This window comes from Streptomyces sp. NBC_01261 (assembly GCF_036226385.1).
GTDB lineage: Bacteria > Actinomycetota > Actinomycetes > Streptomycetales > Streptomycetaceae > Streptomyces.
Genome location: NZ_CP108463.1, coordinates 9,460,476 through 9,479,763 on the forward strand (window position 1 = coordinate 9,460,476; position 19,288 = coordinate 9,479,763).

Below are 19,288 nucleotides of genomic sequence, written 5' to 3' on the forward strand. Positions count from 1 at the left end.
CACCTCCGCGCGAGCGGAGACCCACCCCATTGTGACCGGCAACCCGGCGACAGGAGTCCGATGCCGACCAGCATTTACAACTTGTTCGACGAGCCCTGGATCCCGGTCCGGTGGGCCCCCGGCACACCGGAAGACCGCCCCGGGCAAGTCGGGCTACGGGACCTGCTGCTGCGCAGCCGCGACATCGCCACACTCGCGATCGCCGATCCTCCCGCGCACTCCGCGCTGCTGCGCATCCTGTACGCCCTCACCGCCCGGATGACCGGTCTGGACGAGGCCGGGCCCGGCACCTGGACAGGGCGGCGTCTGAGAATTGTGGATGCCGGGCAGCTCCCCGTTGAGGGGATCGACGCCTACATCGCCCGCTACCGGCACCGGTTCTTCCTTCACGACCCTGAAGGCGGCCGCCCGTGGATGCAGGACGCGCGGCTGGCCGAGCAGTGCGACGCGGACAACACAGCCGGGGTGAACAAGCTGATCGTGACGCGTCCGGCGGGCAACGCTCATGCCTGGTTCCGGCACGGCAGCGACGCCCGTCCTGACCTGCCCGCGGCGGCCGAGGCGGTGCTGAATCTGCTGGTGTGGCACTACTACGGGCCCTCCGGGCGCTGTTCGGCCCGCAAGGTGAATGGAGTCAAGACCGCCAGCACCACCGCCGGCCCGCTGCGTACCGCTCTGTCCTACCACCCCGAAGGAGAGACTCTCTTCGAGACACTGCTGGCGGGCCTGGTCCAGCCCCCGCAGACCGTACGACGGGAGGACGATCCCTGCCCCTGGGAATGGGAGGAGATGCCCGACCCCGACGAGGCACCGCGCCTGCCGACCGGACCTTGTTCACGACTGACCGCCTGCTCCCAGCACGCCCTGCTCCTCGTCCCGGACGACGACAACCCACAGCTGGTGCGGGATGCCTACATCACCTGGGCATATCGCACCGGCCGCATCCCCCGCGACGACAACTACCTGATCTGGCAGATCAGCCAGCAGGGCAACCGCTATCCGCGCCCGGCCGACGCCCGGCGCGCGCTGTGGCGGGACCTGGACGCCCTGCTCCTCACAGAGCCCCCCGGCACGGCCCGGCCTGAACGCCCGAAGGTGTTCGAGTACGCGAGCGAAGTGTCCGAGGACCTGCGGGTACGGGCACTGGGCTTCGAGCAGGAAGGCCAGGCCAAGGACACCCAGTTCGTCGACGCCGCCACACCTCCCGTACTGGGCCTCGTAGAGGAGGAAGCGCCGGCGACCGCTCCGGCCGTGGGCCGCATGCGCCAGCTTGGCGAGCTGTACGGCCGCCGTCTGGAGCGCGCGGTCAAACGCGCCTGGGCCGAGTACACCAACGACGCGAAAGCGAACGGCGACACCTGGGCCGCCGAGGCCGCAGCCCGCTACTGGCCCGGTGCCGAAGCCGAGTTCTGGCACCGCTTCCGCCGGCTTGATCGTACCGGCCAGGAACCGAACGCCGGTTTCGACTCCGCCACGGCCCGCGCCGCGTTCCTGTGTCTGGCCGCCGACACGTACGAGACGGTCACCGCCTCCATCACCCGGACCCAGCGCGGCGCGAAGGCCGTCTCCGACGCCCGCATCGAGCTGTTCGGCGGCGTACGCAAGAAGAAGACGGCGGGCACACCAACCGCCTGACGGCGAAACCCCCGCCATCCCCACAGCCCAGGAAGGCTCTCCATGACCGCCCAGACCGTCACCGACGACCCAACTACCGCCCGGAGAAGGCGACTTGTCGCCTACACCCGCTGGATCGAGGAGCTGTGCCGGGACGATCCCGGCGCACGCACCGCGCTACGCAGCGGACTGCGGCGTGACCTCGACGACGTGCCGCGCATGCACCGCTTCGTCGCCCCGTGGCTGCCCCGCAAGGGACAGGGGCCCCAGTCCGAGCAGCGGGCGTACTACGCGGTGGCCTCGATGATCGCCGCACAGCCCCGCAGCAGCTACGCCGCCCCGGAGACGGAAGCCGCCGCCGATCCGGATGCCGCAGCCCCCAACGAAGCACCCCCACCTCGCTACGGCACAAGCCTGGGCCACACGTTCGCGCTCGCGGTGACCGAAAGTCCAGGCCGGGAACGGGAGATGCGGGAATCCACCGCCGAATCACGTCTGAACCTCCTGACACGGCAGAGCAGCAACGGGCTGTACCGGCACCTGCCCGCCGCCGTCGGCTACCTGCGCGAGATCGGCGTACCCGTCGACTGGGCGCAGCTGCTGTCCGACCTGATCACCTGGCCCACCCACTCCGGGAAGATCTCCCGGCGCTGGCTGCAGCACTACTACCTCCAGCGCACCCGCGCCCTGCGCGAGTACGCGGATCTCACCGACCAGGACGAGGCCGACAACCCCAGCGCCGGCACGTGACCGGACAGTAAGCCCACCCGCCAGCCGGCCCCACACCTTCACCCACTCAAGGAACGAGGAACCCTCCATGCCCGCACCGGCCCGCTTCATCGACATCCACGTCCTGCAGTCCGTCCCCTTCGCCAACCTCAACCGCGACGACACCAACTCCGTCAAGACCGTCCAGTACGGCAACACCCTGCGCACCCGCGTCAGCAGCCAGTCCTGGAAGCGCGCCATCCGCAACGTCTTCGAAGACCACATCGGCGACGCCGCCCTGCGCACCCGCCGCATCGGCGAACGCGTCACCCGCGAACTGGAAAACCGCGGCTGGCCCACCGAGCTGGCCCAGCGGGCCGGCGGCCACACTGCGGCGGCCAGCGGCATCAAGTTCGAACTCGCCAAGACACCCGGCGACACCAAGCAGACCGTCCCCAACAAAGTGCTCACCAACGCGATGGTCTACGTGCCCGAAGCCGCAGTCATCGAACTGGCCGACCTCGCCGAACAGCACCGCGACGCCCTGGAGCAGGCCAACGACATCAAAAAGCCCGCCGACAAGAGCATCCTGCCCGCGAACAAGGTGGAAGCCGTACTGCGCTCCCGCAACGGCGTCATCAACCTCTTCGGACGGATGCTCGCCGAGATCGACGACGCCGGCGTCGACGGCGCCGTCCAAGTCGCCCACGCACTCACCACACACGAGACCGACGTCGAACTCGACTACTTCTCCGCCGTCGACGACGTCACCGCCCTGTGGAACGACGCCACCGGCAGCGGCCACATGGGCCACGCCGAGTTCAGCGCCGGCACCTTCTACCGCTACGCCACCCTCGACCTGCGCGACCTCATGGCCAACATCGGCGACGAACCCGCCGCCGCCCGCGAGCTGACCGCCGCCTTCCTGACCTCCTTCATCACCTCACTGCCCCAGGCCAAAAAGAACTCCACCGCCCCGCACACCATCCCCGACCTGGTGCACCTCTCCGTACGCACCGACCGCCCCCTCTCCTACGCGGCCGCATTCGAAAAGCCCGTCCAAGCAAGCCCTCAGGGCGGCTTCGCCGACGTCTCCCGCACCCAGCTCGCCGCATACGCCCAAGCCGCCAACACCCTGATGGGCACCCGCGCCATCCTCACCTCCGGCTGGGCCAGCCTCGAGACCAAGGACCTCACCGGACTCGGCGAGCGCCGCGACTCCTTCGACGACCTCATCACCACCGCCCTGCACGCCGCCCTCACCCCCAAGGCCGCCGCGTGAGCGCCACCGCCGAACCAGGCATCCTGCTGCGCCTGACCGGGCCGCTGCAGTCCTGGGGCGAGCGCAGCCACTTCAACGAACGCGACACCGCCCTCTTCCCCACCCGCTCCGGCGTCATCGGCCTGATCGCCGCCGCCCTGGGGCGCCGCCGCGGCGAGAGCCTCGACGACCTCACCCGCCTGTCCATCACAGTCCGCACCGACCGGCCCGGCGTCCTCCTGCGAGACCTGCACACCGTCGGCGGCGGACTGCCCGCCAAGGCCACCGTCACCACAGCCGAGGGCAAGAAACGCAGCGGCGACACCGGCACCCTCCTGACCCACCGCAACTACCTCGCCGACGCCGCCTTCACCCTCGCCCTCACCGCCGACGACACCGCCCTGCTCACCGACGCCGCGACAGCCCTCGCCTCACCGCACTGGCCCCCCTACCTCGGACGCCGCTCCTGCCCACCCGAAGGACCCTGCCTCCTGGGCCACTTCGACGACGTCCTGCACCACCTCGTCCACCTCCCCATCGCCGCACCCCCACCCCCACACGACACGCACGGCACCGAGTTCCTCTCCGACCGCCCCCTCGATGGCCTGCCCGCGCCCCAAGGCAGCACCCGGCCGGACACCGAAACGGGCGCCCACCCGGCCAGCGACGTCAACGACCAGCCACTCACCTTCCACCCCCGCCACCGCGCCTACCGCGCCCGCCCCCTCTACCGGCGCACCCTCCACCTCCCCGCACACCAGCACACCGGCCTGGGCACCGACCATCTCCGCACCCTCACCACCTACCTCAACGAACACCTCAACCAGCCCCAAAGGAGCCCCCGTTGAGCGTCTGGCTGACCCGCATCATCCCCAACCCCCGCGCCCAGGAGGCCCGCCGCGACCTCACCGGCAACACAGCAGCAATGAACCTCCACCGCCGCCTCATGTCCCTGTATCCCTCCGCCGCCGGTCCCGACCCCCGCGCCCAATTCGGCGTCCTCTTCCGCATCGACGACACCCCCGCCGGACCGCACATCCTCCTGCAAAGCACCCACCAGCCCGACCTCACCCAACTCCCCGACGACTACGGCACCACCCAAAGCCGCCCCCTAGACCCCCTCCTCGACGCCCTCAAACCCGGCCTGACCATCCGCTACCGCTGCGCCGCCAGCCCCGTACGCAAACCCGGCGCCACCACCCGCGCCCTCTACAACCTCCCCGCCGTCATCCCCCTCACCGGCGCCCACGCCGACGAATGGTGGACCCGCCAAACCGACACCGCCGGCCTGAAACCCCTCACCCTCAACTCCCACCCCCTTGACGCCGCCCACGCCACCCGCACCCCCACAACAGGCAGCCCGCAACGCATCCGCCACACCCGCACCCGCTTCGACGGAACCGCCACCATCACCGACCCCGACCTCCTCCGCCAGAAAATCACCGACGGCATCGGCCGCGGCAAGGCCTACGGCTGCGGCCTCCTCAGCATCGCCCCCACACGGAACACCCCATGAACCAACCAGCCCCCGCCCGCACCCCCAGCCAGGCACGACGCAAACTCGCCGCCCCCACCGTCGCGATGCTCCCCCGCATCGCCGACTCCCTCTCCTTCCTCTACCTCGACATCGTGCGCATCCACCAGGACGACACCGGAGTCCGCGCCGAGGTGACCAGCGAACAACGCGGCACGGAAACGGTTTACTTACCCACCGCCGCCCTGAGCTGCGTCCTCCTCGGTCCAGGAACCTCCATCACCGCCCGCGCACTCGCCACCTTCGCCCGCCACGGCACCACGGTCGTCATCACCGGCTCAGGCGGCGTCCGCACATACGCCGCAGCACTCCCCGACTCTCTGACCACCGCCTGGCTCGAACGCCAGACCCGGACCTGGGCCGACGACAACCGCCGCCTGGCCATAGCCACCGCCATGTACGAAAAACGATTCGGAACCGGCACCGTCCCGCCCGGCACAAGCCTCGCCCAACTCCGCGGACTCGAAGGACAACGTGTCAAAGCCCACTACCGCCTCCTCGCCCAGCAATACCGCATCGGCCGATTCCGCCGCGCCTACGACCCCGCCTCGTGGGACACCCAGGACCCGGTCAACCTCGCCCTCTCCTCCGCCAACACCTGCCTCTACGGCATCGTCCACGCAGCCATCCTCGCCCTCGGCTGCTCACCAGCCCTCGGATACGTCCACAACGGAAACCAACAGGCCTTCGTCTACGACATAGCCGACCTGTACAAAGCCGACCTCACGATCCCTCTGGCCTTCTCCCTCCACAACTCCACCAACCCAGAAGCCGAAGCCCGACGCTCCTTCCGCAACGGCCTGCGACTGTTCAAATTGCTCCCCCAGATCGTCACCGACATCCAGGAACTCCTCGACCCCGGATCCGGCCGGGAAGTCCCCGACCCCGAGGAGCAACTCGTCGACCTGTGGGACCCGGTGGCCGGCCCCGTCCCAGGCGGCATCAACCATGCAACCGAGACATGACAACCAAAGCCGCCCGACGAGGAAGAGCGCACCGCCATGCCCTCCATGATCACCATCTCCGCCACCGCCGTCCCAGACCACCTACGCGGAGCCCTCACCCGCTGGCTCATCGAAGTAACACCTGAGTTGTACGTAGGCACCGTCTCAGCCCGCGTGCGGGACGAACTCTGGTCATCCGTGGCCGCGTGCACCAGTGACGGGTCCTCAGTCCTGATCTACCCCAGCGACAACGAACAGGGCTTCGAAGTCCGCACAGCCGGAACGCGACGCCGACGCCCCGTGGACTTTGACGGCATGACACTGGTCGCCTTTCAAGCGATAGACAAAGATACTGCAAAGTCATTCTGAAACCGCAGGTCGGGAAGTGCTCTCCGTGCAAGCGGAGGTGACCCGCGGTGGGCCATGGCCTCTTGCTCTCCGGAGCGGTGCTCTCCGTGCGAGCGGAGGTGACCCGGCGGCAGGCCGGGACATCGAGACCCCGCAGTGGTGCTCTCCGTGCGAGCGGAGGTGACCCGGACAAGGACACCTTCGCCGACGTCGTGTCGGGGTGCTCTCCGTGGGAGCGGAGGTGACCCACCCCCGGGTGGAACGTCGTGCCGTACGAATCCGTGCTCTCCGTGCGAGCGGAGGTGACCCGGTGAGGTAGGTCCATCCGGCGGTCGTCGACCCGTGCTCTCCGTGCGAGCGGAGGTGACCCGCCCAACTCGACCGGCTCACCAAAGAACGCGTCGTGCTCTCCGTGCGAGCGGAGGTGACCCGCCGGGTGCTGAACGACTTCGCGTGCAGGTCGAGTGCTCTCGGCCCGCGCGGAGCTCACCGCTTCGCGTGGGCCCGTACCTCGCCGAGCGACGGAACGCCTCCACTCGCGCGGAGCTGACCGAGGAGCAGCTCGACGCTCGGAAGTCGGTCGCCGAACACCTCGGCTCGCGCGGAGCCGACGCCACCGCGCGATTGGCCGGCCCCGCTCTCGGCGGGACACCTCCGCTCGCGCGGAGCTGACGTCGCGTACCGCAGCAGCGACCACGCGATGTACGGGACACCTCCGCTCGCGCGGAGCTGACGCCGCGCAGAAGGGCGCCGACCTGGACGAGGACGGAACACCTCCGCTCGCGCGGAGCTGACGCGCAGGTCCGCGAGATGTACGCGGAGCACGTCGGAACACCTCCGCTCGCGCGGAGCTGACGTTGGTGTAGCCGTTCGCGGCCAAGGCGAGGACGAAATACCTCCGCTCGCGCGGAGGCGACTCGGCACACACCAGCATTCCCGCGACTTCGGACGGAACACTTCCGCTCGCGCGGAGCCGACGCCTCCGTCCTGGGTATCCTGACCGCGCCGATCGGAACACCTCCGCTCGCGCGGAGCTGACCCAACCCCATGTGGACCCGCGGCCTACACCGCCAGCACACCTCCGCTCGCGCGGAGCTGACTCTGAGTACCCCAGCGTCGGCGCCGAGGTGAACGGCACACCTTCGCTCGCGCGGAGCTGACGCCTCGTGCACCGGGTTGTAGACCTTCACCGACGGCACATCTCCGCTCGTGCGGAGCTGACCTGGAGTGCCTGGACCGCGAGTGCGACGAGTACGGCACACCTCCGCTCGCGCGGAGCTGGCATCAGGTCGAACGTAAACGGGCCGCTCTTCGGCGGAACACCTCCTCTCGCGCGGAGCTGACTCGCTCGGCGTACGCAGGCTCCGGGCAGGTAGCGGGACACCTCCGCTCGCGCGGAGCTGACGTGCCCCTGCTCCTGCACGTCTGCGCGTGCGTCGGGACACCTCCGCTAGCGCGGAGCTGACTCCTCGCACAGGCGGCACACGGTGCGGCCGTGCGGAACACCTCCGCTCGCGCCGAGCTGACCTCCAGCTCGACCCCAACGCGACGTACCCGAACGGAACACCTCCGCTCGCGCGAAGCTGACGCGGCCTCCATGACGTCGGGCCAGTCGTCGGACGGAACGCCTCCGCTCGCGCGGAGCTGACGACATGCCCAGGCCGTGCATGTCCGCCGCAGACGGAACACCTCCGCTCGCGCGGAGCTGACGAGCCCTGACTCCATTGAAGCGCCCGTTCCAGCGGAACACCTCCGCTCGCGCGGAGCTGACAACATCGAGGAGCGCCACGACGAGTACGGCGCCGGAACACCTCCGCTCGCGCGGAGCTGACGACGCCACCGTCGGCAACGGAACCGTGCTGAACGGAACACCTCCGCTCGCGCGGAGCTGACCAGCACGGTGTCGAGGCGCAGTCCTGGTACCGCGGAACACCTCCGCTCGCGCGGAGCTGACCTTCAACCCCAACCTCTGGCCCGAGCGGCAGGCGGAACACCTCCTCTCGCGCGGAGCTGACGATCACCCCGCCGATCGCGCTCGCGGTCGACATCGGAACACCTCCGCTCGCGCGGAGCTGACTCGACGCCCGTGTCGGACAGTTTGACGTCCAGCGGAACACCTCCGCTCGCGCGGAGCTGACGGGCCCGGCACCGTCTACCCAGGCCTCGACATCGGAACACCTCCGCTCGCGCGGAGCTGACAACCTCCGCCGCAACTCGTGGCTGCTGAACAACGGAACACCTCCGCTCGCGCGGAGCTGACTCCGTCCCCGGAGTTCAGGCGTCGGCCGCGGACGGAACACCTCCGCTCGCGCGGAGCTGACAGGCGGCGGACGATCCGCCCGACGCGGGTGAGCGGAACACCTCCGCTCGCGCGGAGCTGACGTCCGAGGCCGCGACGACGATGTGCCCCAGCGCGGAACACCTCCGCTCGCGCGGAGCTGACCGCGTACTCACCGGAGTGCCCTCGTAGTGGACCGGAACACCTCCGCTCGCGCGGAGCTGACGTGACCGGGCTGTCCCCGAACACGTCGTATTCCGGAACACCTCCGCTCGCGCGGAGCTGACAACCTGCGCGTCATCCTCGACGGCCCCTACGACGGAACACCTCCGCTCGCGCGGAGCTGACGTCGAACGTGAACTTCTCGAAGCCGGGCTGGCCGGAACACCTCCGCTCGCGCGGAGCTGACGCGGTCTGGGCGCTGCCGAGGGCGGCGAGGAGCGGAACACCTCCGCTCGCGCGGAGCTGACCGCAGCACCACGTCCAGCTGCTCGTTGCTGAGCGGAACACCTCCGCTCGCGCGGAGCTGACGCCATGGGTCAGCCCCGCAGCTTGCTGAGCAGCGGAACACCTCCGCTCGCGCGGAGCTGACGATGAACTGGCGCCCGTTATCCCGTTCGATGACGGAACACCTCCGCTCGCGCGGAGCTGACACGGTCACGGTGGCCATGGGGCCGCCGCGGTGCGGAACACCTCCGCTCGCGCGGAGCTGACGTGATCGAATTCCTGCGCCGCTCCGACGACGACGGAACACCTCCGCTCGCGCGGAGCTGACTCCTTGACCAGGTCGGCCGACGTCGACTTGATCGGAACACCTCCGCTCGCGCGGAGCTGACGGGTTGCAGCAAGCGCTCAAGGCGAGCCAGGGCGGAACACCTCCGCTCGCGAGCAACTGACCGGTGGCGAGGTAGGCGAGCGCGATCATGCGACGGGACACCTCCGCTCGCGCGGAGCTGACGTCACCTACGAAGCCCCCCTCGACACCGGTGACGGGACACCTCCGCTCGCGCGGAGCTGACTTGACCACCCACGCCGCGCCCTCCGAGAACGACGGGACACCTCCGCTCGCGCGGAGCTGACCGCAGCGGCGGAGTCGCGTTCGACCTCGCCGCCGGGACACCTCCGCTCGCGCGGAGCTGACGAACACAACGAGACCACCACTATCGTTCACGGCGGGACACCTCCGCTCGCGCGGAGCTGACTGCACGAGACCCTTGATGAACTGGCCCGGCACCGGGACACCTCCGCTCGCGCGGAGCTGACCGCGCGGCGACGTTCTCCGGCGGCACAGTCGACGGGACACCTCCGCTCGCGCGGAGCTGACACGGCCCGCCGCACGGAGGCGCCTTGGGCACGGGGGACACCTCCGCTCGCGCGGAGCTGACATCAACGGCGACAAACAGGGGTTGATGGATGCCGGGACACCTCCGCTCGCGCGGAGCTGACTCCTGCTCCTCGCCCCAGTTCTCCGCCAGTACCGGGACACCTCCGCTCGCGCGGAGCTGACGCCCGACAGATCCCGGACAGCAGCAACATCGCCGGGACACCTCCGCTCGCGCGGAGCTGACGTACCGCAATCCCGCGACCGAGGCTATTGGATCGGGACACCTCCGCTCGCGCGGAGCTGACGACAGCTCGGACAGGTACCGCTCGGCGGTGCGCGGGACACCTCCGCTCGCGCGGAGCTGACCAGGGGCTTGGGAGTTTCTCCGGCAGTCAGTCCGGGACACCTCCGCTCGCGCGGAGCTGACTCCGGGACCGGGGCCACCAAGTGGGCGAACATCGGGACACCTCCGCTCGCGCGGAGCTGACCCTTCAAGGGCGGCTTGAGAAAGTTGCCGCGACGGGACACCTCCGCTCGCGCGGAGCTGACCTCCCCTTGGGGATGGAACGGAAGGCCAGTGGCGGGACACCTCCGCTCGCGCGGAGCTGACTACTCGGCGTTCGGGTCGGCCACCCATGTCCCCGGGACACCTCCGCTCGCGCGGAGCTGACTCACCGACGGTCGGGTGCATCGCGGCGATGTACGGGACACCTCCGCTCGCGCGGAGCTGACACTTCGCGACCTGCAATGTTAGAGGGTCTTTGCGGTTTCTTTGCTGTCTCTGATGCTCTGGACCGTGGCCTTGTTGAGGGAGAGTGCGGGCGCGGAATTGGAGCCCTGGTTGGGCAGCAAGCGTGTGATTGAGGGTAACGGCTCCTGGGCGTAGGCGACTTGGAGAATCTGCAGGTCGGTTCGTGTTGTCAGTGGCTGGTGCTAGAACACCGTGCCATGGACGATGTGGATGCTCCGCAGGTCGATGTGCGGTTTGTCGGCGGCGGTTGAACGCGGACCCACTCTGGTCGGTTGAATCGTGACCCGTGTGGCTTGTGGTTGGTGGTGTTCAGTCGGTTTCTGTTGTGGCGGTGGGGACGCGTCCGAGTTGCCGTCCGCGCATCCGGTAGGAATCGCCTTTGAGGGAATGGACCTCGGCGTGGTGGACGAGGCGGTCGATCATGGCGGCGGCCACGGTCTCGTCGCCGAAGACCTCTCCCCAGCGTCCGAAGGGCTTGTTGCTCGTGACGATCACGGACGCGCGTTCGTATCGGTTCGAGATGAGCTGGAAGAACAGGTTCGCGGCCTCGGATTCGAAGGGGATGTAGCCGACCTCGTCGACGACGATCAGCGGATAGCGGGACAGTTTGGTGAGCTCGGCCTGGAGGTGTCCGGCGTGGTGGGCGGCGGCCAGGCGGTCGACCCATTCGGCGGCTGTGGCGAACGCGACCCGGTGGCCGGCCTGGCAGGCGCGGACCGCGAGTCCGATCGCCAGGTGTGTCTTCCCGGTCCCGGGCGGTCCCAGAAAAACTGTGTTCTCTTTGCCGGTGATGAAGTCCAACGTGCCCAGATGCGCGAGCTGTTGGCGCGTTATGCCGCGCAGATGGGTGACGTCGAGTTCCTCGATCGTCTTGATCGCGGGGAAACGGGCGCCGCGGATGCGGGCCTCGCCGCCGTGGCTCTCACGGGCGGCGACTTCGCGCTGCAGGCAGGCGACCAGGAACTCGGCGTGGGTCCAGGATTCGGTGCGGGCCCGCTCGGCGAGGCGCTCGGCGGCGTCCAGCAGGGCCGGGGCCTTCATCGCGCGGGAGTAGAAGGCCAGGTCGGACGCGGTCTGCTCGCCGGTCCGGCCGCTGCCCGTCTTCGTAGTGACCGGTTTGATGGCGGTGCGGGCCATTCAGGACACCCCGTCCCCGGTCTCGTTGCGGCCGGCGTCGCCCTCGATGAGGGTGAACACCCGGTCGTAGTCGGTCAGTTCGCGTTGCTCGACGTCGACCAGGCGGTCGGCGGCGGCCGTGGCGCGGAGTCGGGCGGCCTGGGCCGCGGTGTGGTGGCGGTACTCACCGCGCAGGGCAGCGGCGGTGCGGGCGTGATCGGGATCGGTGATGGTCTGGTGCTTGGCCCAGCAGCGGGCATGGCGGGCCACGACGGCCCCGCCGGGAGTGAGGATGGCGATGACCTCCTCGATGCTGGTGGTGACCTGGACTTTCTTGCCGATCGCCAGGGGGTGCACGGAGTAGTCGCAGGTGTCGACGCGGATGTAGTGGTCGCGTCCGATGCGGGTGAAGAAGCGCGACCAGCGGGGCGGATCGACGGGCGGGAGGGCGAGCATGCCGGCCCGGTCGGCCTCCCACCGCTCGATGGGACGGGTGCCCAGGGTGCGGTGGATGCGCCGGTTGGCGACGTGCAGCCACCGTTCGAGCTGGGTGTTGAAGTCGCCGGGTCCGCTGAAGGTGCGGCCGGGCAGAAAGCTCGTCTCGAGGTAGCCATTGGCCCTCTCGACCAGCCCCTTCGCTTCTGGATCACGGGGCCGGCAGAGGAAGATCTTGACCGCGAGGAGTCCGGCGAAGGCGGCGAAGTCGACGGTGACCCTGCCCTGGCCGATACCGGCCTCGTTGTCCCAGACCAGCATTTTCGGCACCGCATTCCAGCCGGTCAGCAGCTGCCAGTGACCGTCGATCAGATCGCCTGTCATCCGGCTCGGCAGCATCCGTGCAGCGATGATCCTCGAGTAGCCCGAGACCATCACCAGCACCGGTGGCCGCCCGGACTGGCCATAGCCGAGCGGGATGTCCACCGGCGGGAACCACAGGTCGCACTGAGCCAGTTCGCCGGGCTGATACGTCGTGCGCGAGACCGGATCGACAGGGAGGTAGGCGGGCCGCAGCTCGCGGACGCGGTCCTTGAGAATCGTCATCCCGCGGTCCCAGCCGATCCGCTCCGCGATCACCGTCGCCGGCATCGTCGGGGTCTGTTTCAGCAGCTCACGGATCTGCGGTTCGACCGCGTCGACCGCCGAGCCCTTCAGCGGCCGGGAGTACACCGGCGGCCGGTCCGTGGCCAGCGCCCGTTTCACCGTGTTCTTCGAGATGCCCAGATGCCTTGCGATCGCCCGGATCGGCATCTCCTCGGCCCGGTGCAGCCTGCGGATCTCTGCCCAGTCCTCCACTTGGATCACCCTCTCCTCCCGATCTCCAATCAAGATCAGGTTGGTATGGATGCCACGAAGTGAGTCAGTTTTGATCCGCCGTCAGAGGGTCACCGTTCAGACGACGCCGACACAGTTGTGGGGCAAGGAGCGCGGGTTGCCGTATCCGTATCCGGTGATCTGTCATTTGCTGGATACCGCGGCTGTGTTCGGGGCGCTGGAGGATGCGTTGCTTGACGGTGGCGCACGTCGGCGGATTGCTGCGGAGCTGGGGTTGGATGCGGAGGCCGCCCGGCCGGTGCTGTCGTTGTGGGCGGGGCTGCATGATCTGGGGAAGATCACGCCTCCGTTCCAGGCGCAGGTGCCGTCGGCGTTCAAGCCGGTTGCCGGCGATGCGTCGTATGTGGCGGCTGCGGGTGCCGAGGGTCTGCGTGGATTCAGGCATGAGCTGCCGACGCACTGGTCGTGTCCGCTCCGCTCCCGCAGAGGTGTACCGGAGTTGGCCGACTTCAGCGAGACGACGGTCTGGTCTGCTCGGCTGCAGCAGAGGTGTCCCGACGTACGGCCTCCCCAGCGATTTCATCTACGCGCCCGCTCCGTTCACGCGGAGGTGTTCCAGCTCAGCAGGAGGACCACGACGTCCCCGTTTTCCGTTCCTGGACTGTGATGCCGGCGCCGTCCGCCTGCCTGCTCCGCCCACGCGGAGGCATTCCACCGTCACCTGCATCCAATCTATCCGCGGCCTCATATCTGGCCACATCCACTACACGAATATTCGCTCCTGCCCGTCAGGAGGTGGCGAATGTGCTGCTGAACAAAGTGATTTTCTCGGTTTCTGGATCAGTCAATGGGTGAATGTACCTCAAGGTGGTGGACAGCCATTTGTGACGGGCAAGGAACTGGACGGATTTCATGCTGTAGCATCCCGACTCGCCAAGTGTCGAAATGTAGAAATGTCTGAGCCTGTGAAAACGCGTGAGTGGGGAAAGGTCGGCCTCGGAGATCGCCTTTCGCCATCGTCGGCAGAACGTGGAATTATTTGCCGGCAGGCCGCGATAATCCGTCAGAACCCAGTCGCTGTCTTTTGAAATGCGTGAAGAAATTATGCGATGGGCTTTCAGCTTGTCGGAGAGGAATGAGTCAATAGGTAGAGTTGCATAGCTGCTCTTTGATTTCAGGGGGTAGGTGGTCCCTCGATACACCTGTTGAGTGACGGACAGGAGGTTAGATTGGAGATTGATACTTTCCCATGTCAATCCTAAAACTTCACCAAGCCGCAATCCGGCGCACGCTGCTAGCCAGACTGCAATTTCGTATTCTGGTTGGATGCGTCGCAGGGTCGAGGCGACTTCGGCTACTTTCTCTGCAGTGAAATATGGTTGGGTCGATACTACCTCCGGAGGAAGTTTGATACGGGAAATAATATTCGATGGGAGAGGTACTTCCTTATCGTTCATATGATCGACAAGGCTCTTCCATGTACTGAATACGCAACGGACTGAGCTGGCCGAGCGCAACTGCGGACGTGAGGTGAGGTAATCACGGAAGGAACAGGAGTCCGAACGTGTGAGGGATGAAGCGACACGGGATCCTGCAAAGGGAATGACGTACATGCGCAGATGGCCCTCCTGTTGCCTCAATGTCGCCTCTCGCAAACCCAGCAGCCGCCTCCTCCGGATCATCTCGCGTGCATAAAAGGACACCGTGTGAGGCTCATCCCTTCGGTCTGGAGATTCTGCAGCAGTTTTTCTTGACGTATCGATCAAATAATCGATGGCCTGATCCCAAGTTCCATGATTACGCCTGCGCAACGTGCCCGTGTCATCGGTGTACCTTACACACCATCGGCTTCCGCTGCCGTGAACCGAAGAAGGGTAGAGCGGATTTTCCAGCGAACCGCAACCACATGGCTTATCATCCGCTTCGACTTTTCGGTGAGGTTTGTGCCAACGGTCGTAGGGCAAGCGGAGTTGTGCCAAGGGATGCCTCCATTTAAATCGGAGCCGCCAAATACGCTTTGACCCGCCGTCGGAGGTCGGCGAGCGGTGGACCTCATGGGTACGCGCCTTCGGCTTATTTCAACGCTCGGTACCTGGGCGACTGCGGTCTTGCCGGAGCGGTGCTTCACCTGCCGGAATCAAACCTGAGGTCGCCCGCTCGAAGCGAGTAAGCAGCTGGAGTCTAGAAAGTCTCACGGAAAGCCTCGGTGAAATCATCCACTCGTGGCCTGGTGGCGGCTCGGCGAGGACGTGCATAGGTGTCCCAGGTGCAGGAGAACCTGGCATGCCTGGCAAGAAGCTGAACGGTCTTCGGATCGTGCCGATACGAATTTCCGAGCGTCGAAATGTAGAAGCGCCGCAAACTGAGTAGGGTCGTTCCTTTCGGAAGTCCAGTATTGCGAACCGCCTTGTTCCATTGATGGCCGAACTTTCCATAAGGGACCGGGTTTCCTCCTTTGTCGGAAATCACGTGCTCTTCCAGTGGCGGAAATATTTGGGGTACGGAGATGTCTACTACCTCTTCCAGGGGTGGAGAATGAGGCAGTCGCAGGTGGTCTTTCAATCTTTCCATCAAGAATGTATCAACTGCCAGCGTCGCATAGCTTGATCTTGTTTTCAAAGGGCCGGATGTTCCTTTCATGAACTGCTCCTCGACAGACAGCATGTTTCGTTGAAAGTCGATGTGGCTCCATTTCAAGCCGAAAATCTCGCCTGTGCGGAGTCCTGCACAGGCGCCCAGCCAGACGGCGATCTCAAAGCACGGTTGAAGCTCTCGTATGGCGGAGGCGATCGAAGCCACGTCCGCCGGCGAAAGCAGTACATCCACCGGTTCAGGCACATGCGCCCGCTTGATGCGGGACACAATATTGGGAGGCAATGAAACGTTCTCGTCGACAATGAAATTCATTAGATTCACCCACGACTGGAACACGCCATTCACGCTGTGAGGTGACCGGAGTGTCGGGCGTGTCAGAAGGTAGTCCAGAAACGCCAAGGAGTCTGAGCGGCGAAGAGATGCGACCATGCGATGGCCGGCGTACGGGAGGACGTACAGGCGAATGTGTCGCTCATAGAGGTCGATGGTATTTCGTCGAAGCTTCCTCCATTGCATTCTCTCGACCATCCGCAGGGCATAGAACGCCAGAGTAGGACCGTTACCTGAAAGGGCATGATCGACTTCTTGGTCGGCCATGTGCGCTGCGGCTTCGTCCCAGGTTGCGAAAGAGACTCGTTGCTCCCTCCCGAAATGGTCGATGCCGCGTGCCTGCCATCGCTTCCCGCGGCCATGATCAGATGAGGGATAGAGCGGATGCCTCGGGTTTCCGCACCGGCAAGGCCTGTCACCCTTATGTGGTTTCGGATGCTTCTTGTGCCAGCGGTCAAACGGGACGGATGCGGTCGCCATCGTTCCTCACGCGTTCAGATTCGGCAGTAGCGGTGCTGCGCGCAGCCGGGTGAGCCATCCTGTGGGCGGGGTTTCGTTCGCAGGCGTTCGAGCTGAGCCGTCGATTGCCAGCGCCATCAGACTTTCCATCACGGACAGTGTTTATGCACAGCTGTTCATGGAGTTTTTCTTTGGATCCACATGGTGTCGCCGTGTGGCACCACATGAAGCGTCGCCAAACCCGCGACTTCACGCCCTGGGTATGCAGATCCGCAGAATCAGAGAGGAGCGCGGCTACACCATCGAAGAACTGGCAGCCCGAAGCGGGCTGAGCTTCAGAGGCCTCATCTACATCGAGCACGGCCGACGAAACCCCAGTGTCCTCACGCTCCTCGACATCGCCGAAGGCCTCGGCGTGACACCAGGCAACCTCGTCAACCACCTCGACGACGCGCCGTCATCCGCTCCTCCCGCGAGCCAGAACGACGGATGATGCGCAGGCAAGGTCTCCGAACGCGCAGTGACATCGACCAGTCCACAGGGCAACCGTGGGACGCTGCACGGAATACGACGTGAGACCCACACCCTTGACGCTGCTGCCAAGACGCGGCAGAACAGAGCGCGGGAACGAGATGCCCGCGCCGGCATGACACGGCGGACACCCCGGGCCCTGCGACCATCCAGCTGACAAGCGTGAGGTGTCCGCAAAATGGGAGTATGGAACATCCCGGATCTCGGGCGCTCCGGAACCGCCCATGCCACACGCTGGTTCTCCAGGCCCGATCACGCCAGGGCACGTCGGCCGAACGACTGACCTCGGAACTCCCGAGAACAGCAAGAAGCTACTGCCAGACGCAGAGGAGTTCAACGGTGCCCGCGTAGAGGTGAACTGGGTCGAGCGCAGGTGCCCTCGACCCACCCGGACAGCTTGATCAGGACGTAGTCCCCAGAGAAGTTGCACCGGGGATGCCCAGGACCTCGTACAGGGAGTCTCCCCAGGTAGCCCAGCGCTCTAGCTCCGTCGGGCCGATCAAGTGGATAGCGTGATCTCTGGCGAAGTCGCGTGCCGGTTCGGAGAAGCCACCGTTGGTGACCATCACAGCAACGTCAGCCTTGTGCTCAGGACGAGCTGTCCCATTGAACGTCTGGACGTTGGTACTGGTCACACTCTGCTTGGCGGCACGCCCGGTCTGCTTGCACTGCACCACCACACGCCGCCCGTCCGGCGTTTGGGAGATGACGTCCGCACCGCGGTCCCCGGGGCCGCCATGCGCTTGGATCACCTTCAAACCATCCCGCGCGGTGAGCCACGAAACGAGAATCTCGAAGTTCTTGCTGTCGAACTCCTGAATGCGCCGCAGGGTGTAACTCTTCTGGCTCTGGGCGAAGATGCCCCGCCGCTCGTCGACACCGGCCAGGCGATCCATCTCCGCGAGCGCCCAGCTCTGCTTGGCCATGTAGCGTTCCGAGCTTGGAGGTATCTCGTCCCACAGATGCATGATCATGTTCAACGGGGAGTCGACTCGACCCGGGCGGTAATGGTCGGCCAGGTCGCCTTCGGGAAGTGTGCTGAGTTCGTCAAACGCACCGCTTGCCTTCTGCGTGCACTCTCCGATGAACTCGACGTCGTCCTTCACTGCAGCGATGAACGAATCGAAAACCGTATCTAGTTCGGCCCGAGTGAACTCCCAGCTGCGCCCACGCAGGCGCGGGCTGCTCCGGAGCTTCTCCAGCTGTCCAAGATTCCTGCGAAGTGCTTCATCTTGCACTCGCAGCTCAGCGCAAGCGTCACGACCGATCAAAACCTCTTTCACCCACAAGTACGCGGCAAGCAGGTCGGCTTCGTCGGCCTTCCCTAACGCATCGCCGATCCATCTGCGCACGTCGCGGTCCGGGTAACGGGGAGGCACGACACGAGCGGCACGGTCAATAATCACCGAGGGAGCGTATACGCCCCCACTGACAACCCTGTGCGGCCGGGATCCCACGGCTTGTGGCCACACACGTTCCTTCTCCGTGACACGGGTGCCCCAACGTTCCTCTGACCAAAGGCTCGAACGATCGGCGCCCCGGCTGCCTGCGGGGGCACAGAGTGAGCGACCCGCGCGATGGGTCGCTCACCTGATCGGTCATGCCGACGTCTTCCTGACAGAAGTCCCATTCGGCGGGTACCCCATCACGCGGAGCCAGGTGTCAACTGCCATGGTCACAACGTCTCCGTGCGGCACACCTGTATCGGCGTGGTACTGGCGGACCCGGCGCTGAAGCTGCAGAACCTCGGGAACGGCATAGTTGAACTGCCCGCGCTTGGTGTGCCGGTTGTTGATGACGTCCAAAGTGTCCGGATGCGGAGTCAGGCCGTCATCGGATGGCGGGCGCATCGCGTCGAGTGCGTCGGCGATCTCACGAAGACGGCTGGCGTAGGAGGAATGATCAGGCACGAGAGGTGCTCCGGTCTGGTCAGGTTAGGCGGATAGCCACCCGCCTAGTGATGTATCGGAATAGTCGGCGCGAAGGGCGGCCAGCCCCGAGGGAGGCCGCCCCACGCTGCGACCGTGTTCAGAACCCTCGGGCAGTGAGCCACTCATCCAGCGCGACCGAGACGATGTCACCGATCGGCAGATGATCGAGCTCGTTGTCCAACGCGAAACGCTTGATCCGCTTCTTCAGCTTCAACGCGGCTGGGACCGACGAGTCGAGGCTCTCGCGTGCGATCACACGCCGGTTGAGGACCACCGCAACCTCGGGAATGTC

General features: G+C 66.2%; 16 protein-coding genes and 1 CRISPR repeat array. Of the genes, 9 read left to right on the top strand and 7 right to left on the bottom strand.

The window, feature by feature from the left end; translation table 11 throughout:
• The first annotated feature begins 60 nt into the window (after positions 1 to 60).
• The 7 genes from casA to cas2e all read left to right on the top strand — a co-directional run bounded on the left by casA (position 61) and on the right by cas2e (position 6,430).
• A complete protein-coding gene (casA, locus tag OG226_RS42025; RefSeq protein ID WP_329352020.1) occupies positions 61 to 1,635 on the top strand; it encodes a type I-E CRISPR-associated protein Cse1/CasA in 1,575 nt (524 codons plus the stop codon).
• Between the two features lie 42 nt (positions 1,636 to 1,677).
• Positions 1,678 to 2,364: a type I-E CRISPR-associated protein Cse2/CasB gene (gene casB, locus OG226_RS42030; protein ID WP_329352021.1), complete on the top strand. Its 687-nt coding sequence runs from the start codon at positions 1,678 to 1,680 to the stop codon at positions 2,362 to 2,364.
• A gap of 67 nt (positions 2,365 to 2,431) precedes the next feature.
• The gene (cas7e, locus tag OG226_RS42035) at positions 2,432 to 3,604 is read left to right on the top strand and encodes a type I-E CRISPR-associated protein Cas7/Cse4/CasC (protein WP_329352022.1); all 1,173 of its coding nucleotides are present in this window, start codon (positions 2,432 to 2,434) and stop codon (positions 3,602 to 3,604) included.
• Positions 3,601 to 4,431 carry a type I-E CRISPR-associated protein Cas5/CasD gene (gene cas5e, locus OG226_RS42040; RefSeq protein ID WP_329352023.1) on the top strand — a complete coding sequence of 277 codons (831 nt, stop codon included), beginning with the start codon at positions 3,601 to 3,603 and terminating at the stop codon, positions 4,429 to 4,431. The genes cas7e and cas5e overlap by 4 nt, the downstream gene beginning before the upstream one ends.
• A complete protein-coding gene (cas6e, locus tag OG226_RS42045; RefSeq protein ID WP_329352024.1) occupies positions 4,428 to 5,099 on the top strand; it encodes a type I-E CRISPR-associated protein Cas6/Cse3/CasE in 672 nt (223 codons plus the stop codon). Before cas5e ends, cas6e begins: the two co-directional genes overlap by 4 nt.
• Complete coding sequence (cas1e, locus tag OG226_RS42050; RefSeq protein ID WP_329352025.1) at positions 5,096 to 6,082, top strand: type I-E CRISPR-associated endonuclease Cas1e; 987 nt, start codon at positions 5,096 to 5,098, stop codon at positions 6,080 to 6,082. The genes cas6e and cas1e overlap by 4 nt, the downstream gene beginning before the upstream one ends.
• 36 nt (positions 6,083 to 6,118) lie before the next feature.
• Entirely contained in the window at positions 6,119 to 6,430 is a 312-nt protein-coding gene (cas2e, locus tag OG226_RS42055; protein ID WP_329352026.1) for a type I-E CRISPR-associated endoribonuclease Cas2e, read from the top strand.
• A 501-nt stretch (positions 6,431 to 6,931) separates the two neighbouring features.
• Positions 6,932 to 10,743: a CRISPR direct-repeat array (repeat unit 29 nt; unit sequence CGGAACACCTCCGCTCGCGCGGAGCTGAC).
• Between the two features lie 328 nt (positions 10,744 to 11,071).
• Here the strand turns inward: cas2e and istB are convergent.
• Both istB and istA read right to left on the bottom strand, forming a co-directional pair.
• Positions 11,072 to 11,899: an IS21-like element helper ATPase IstB gene (gene istB, locus OG226_RS42060; RefSeq protein ID WP_329348409.1), complete on the bottom strand. Its 828-nt coding sequence runs from the start codon at positions 11,897 to 11,899 to the stop codon at positions 11,072 to 11,074.
• Positions 11,900 to 13,180, bottom strand: a complete 1,281-nt coding sequence (gene istA, locus OG226_RS42065) for an IS21 family transposase (RefSeq protein ID WP_329348410.1) — start codon at positions 13,178 to 13,180, stop codon at positions 11,900 to 11,902.
• A gap of 61 nt (positions 13,181 to 13,241) precedes the next feature.
• Here istA and OG226_RS42070 point away from each other — a divergent pair, with 61 nt between their 5' ends.
• On the top strand, positions 13,242 to 13,817 hold the full coding sequence (locus OG226_RS42070) for a CRISPR-associated endonuclease Cas3'' (protein ID WP_329352027.1): 576 nt from the start codon (positions 13,242 to 13,244) through the stop codon (positions 13,815 to 13,817).
• A gap of 121 nt (positions 13,818 to 13,938) precedes the next feature.
• Here OG226_RS42070 and OG226_RS42075 read toward each other — a convergent pair whose 3' ends face one another.
• Positions 13,939 to 15,129, bottom strand: coding sequence for a tyrosine-type recombinase/integrase (locus OG226_RS42075; protein WP_329352028.1), 1,191 nt, complete (start codon positions 15,127 to 15,129; stop codon positions 13,939 to 13,941).
• Between the two features lie 202 nt (positions 15,130 to 15,331).
• Positions 15,332 to 16,342: a tyrosine-type recombinase/integrase gene (locus tag OG226_RS42080; protein ID WP_329352029.1), complete on the bottom strand. Its 1,011-nt coding sequence runs from the start codon at positions 16,340 to 16,342 to the stop codon at positions 15,332 to 15,334.
• 454 nt (positions 16,343 to 16,796) lie between these two features.
• Between OG226_RS42080 and OG226_RS42085 the strand changes: the two genes are divergently transcribed.
• A complete protein-coding gene (locus OG226_RS42085; protein ID WP_329352030.1) occupies positions 16,797 to 17,027 on the top strand; it encodes a helix-turn-helix domain-containing protein in 231 nt (76 codons plus the stop codon).
• Between the two features lie 439 nt (positions 17,028 to 17,466).
• On the opposite strand, the gene OG226_RS42090 is transcribed toward OG226_RS42085, so the two are convergent.
• The 3 genes from OG226_RS42090 to OG226_RS42100 form a co-directional block, all read right to left on the bottom strand.
• Positions 17,467 to 18,471, bottom strand: coding sequence for a restriction endonuclease (locus OG226_RS42090; protein WP_329352031.1), 1,005 nt, complete (start codon positions 18,469 to 18,471; stop codon positions 17,467 to 17,469).
• Positions 18,472 to 18,663: 192 nt separating this feature from the next.
• Positions 18,664 to 18,975 carry a hypothetical protein gene (locus tag OG226_RS42095; protein ID WP_329352032.1) on the bottom strand — a complete coding sequence of 104 codons (312 nt, stop codon included), beginning with the start codon at positions 18,973 to 18,975 and terminating at the stop codon, positions 18,664 to 18,666.
• Between the two features lie 118 nt (positions 18,976 to 19,093).
• A complete protein-coding gene (locus OG226_RS42100) occupies positions 19,094 to 19,252 on the bottom strand; it encodes a hypothetical protein (protein WP_329352033.1) in 159 nt (52 codons plus the stop codon).
• Positions 19,253 to 19,288 lie beyond the last annotated feature (36 nt).

Bases quoted from the DNA above. Each gene is read 5' to 3' on its own strand.
- cas7e (WP_329352022.1), top strand. From the start codon at position 2,432: ATGCCCGCACCGGCCCGCTTCATCGACATCCACGTCCTGCAGTCCGTC.
- OG226_RS42080 (WP_329352029.1), bottom strand. From the start codon at position 16,342: ATGGCCGACCAAGAAGTCGATCATGCCCTTTCAGGTAACGGTCCTACT.
- cas1e (WP_329352025.1), top strand. From the start codon at position 5,096: ATGAACCAACCAGCCCCCGCCCGCACCCCCAGCCAGGCACGACGCAAA.
- casB (WP_329352021.1), top strand. From the start codon at position 1,678: ATGACCGCCCAGACCGTCACCGACGACCCAACTACCGCCCGGAGAAGG.
- cas2e (WP_329352026.1), top strand. From the start codon at position 6,119: ATGCCCTCCATGATCACCATCTCCGCCACCGCCGTCCCAGACCACCTA.
- istB (WP_329348409.1), bottom strand. From the start codon at position 11,899: ATGGCCCGCACCGCCATCAAACCGGTCACTACGAAGACGGGCAGCGGC.
- casA (WP_329352020.1), top strand. From the start codon at position 61: ATGCCGACCAGCATTTACAACTTGTTCGACGAGCCCTGGATCCCGGTC.
- OG226_RS42085 (WP_329352030.1), top strand. From the start codon at position 16,797: ATGCAGATCCGCAGAATCAGAGAGGAGCGCGGCTACACCATCGAAGAA.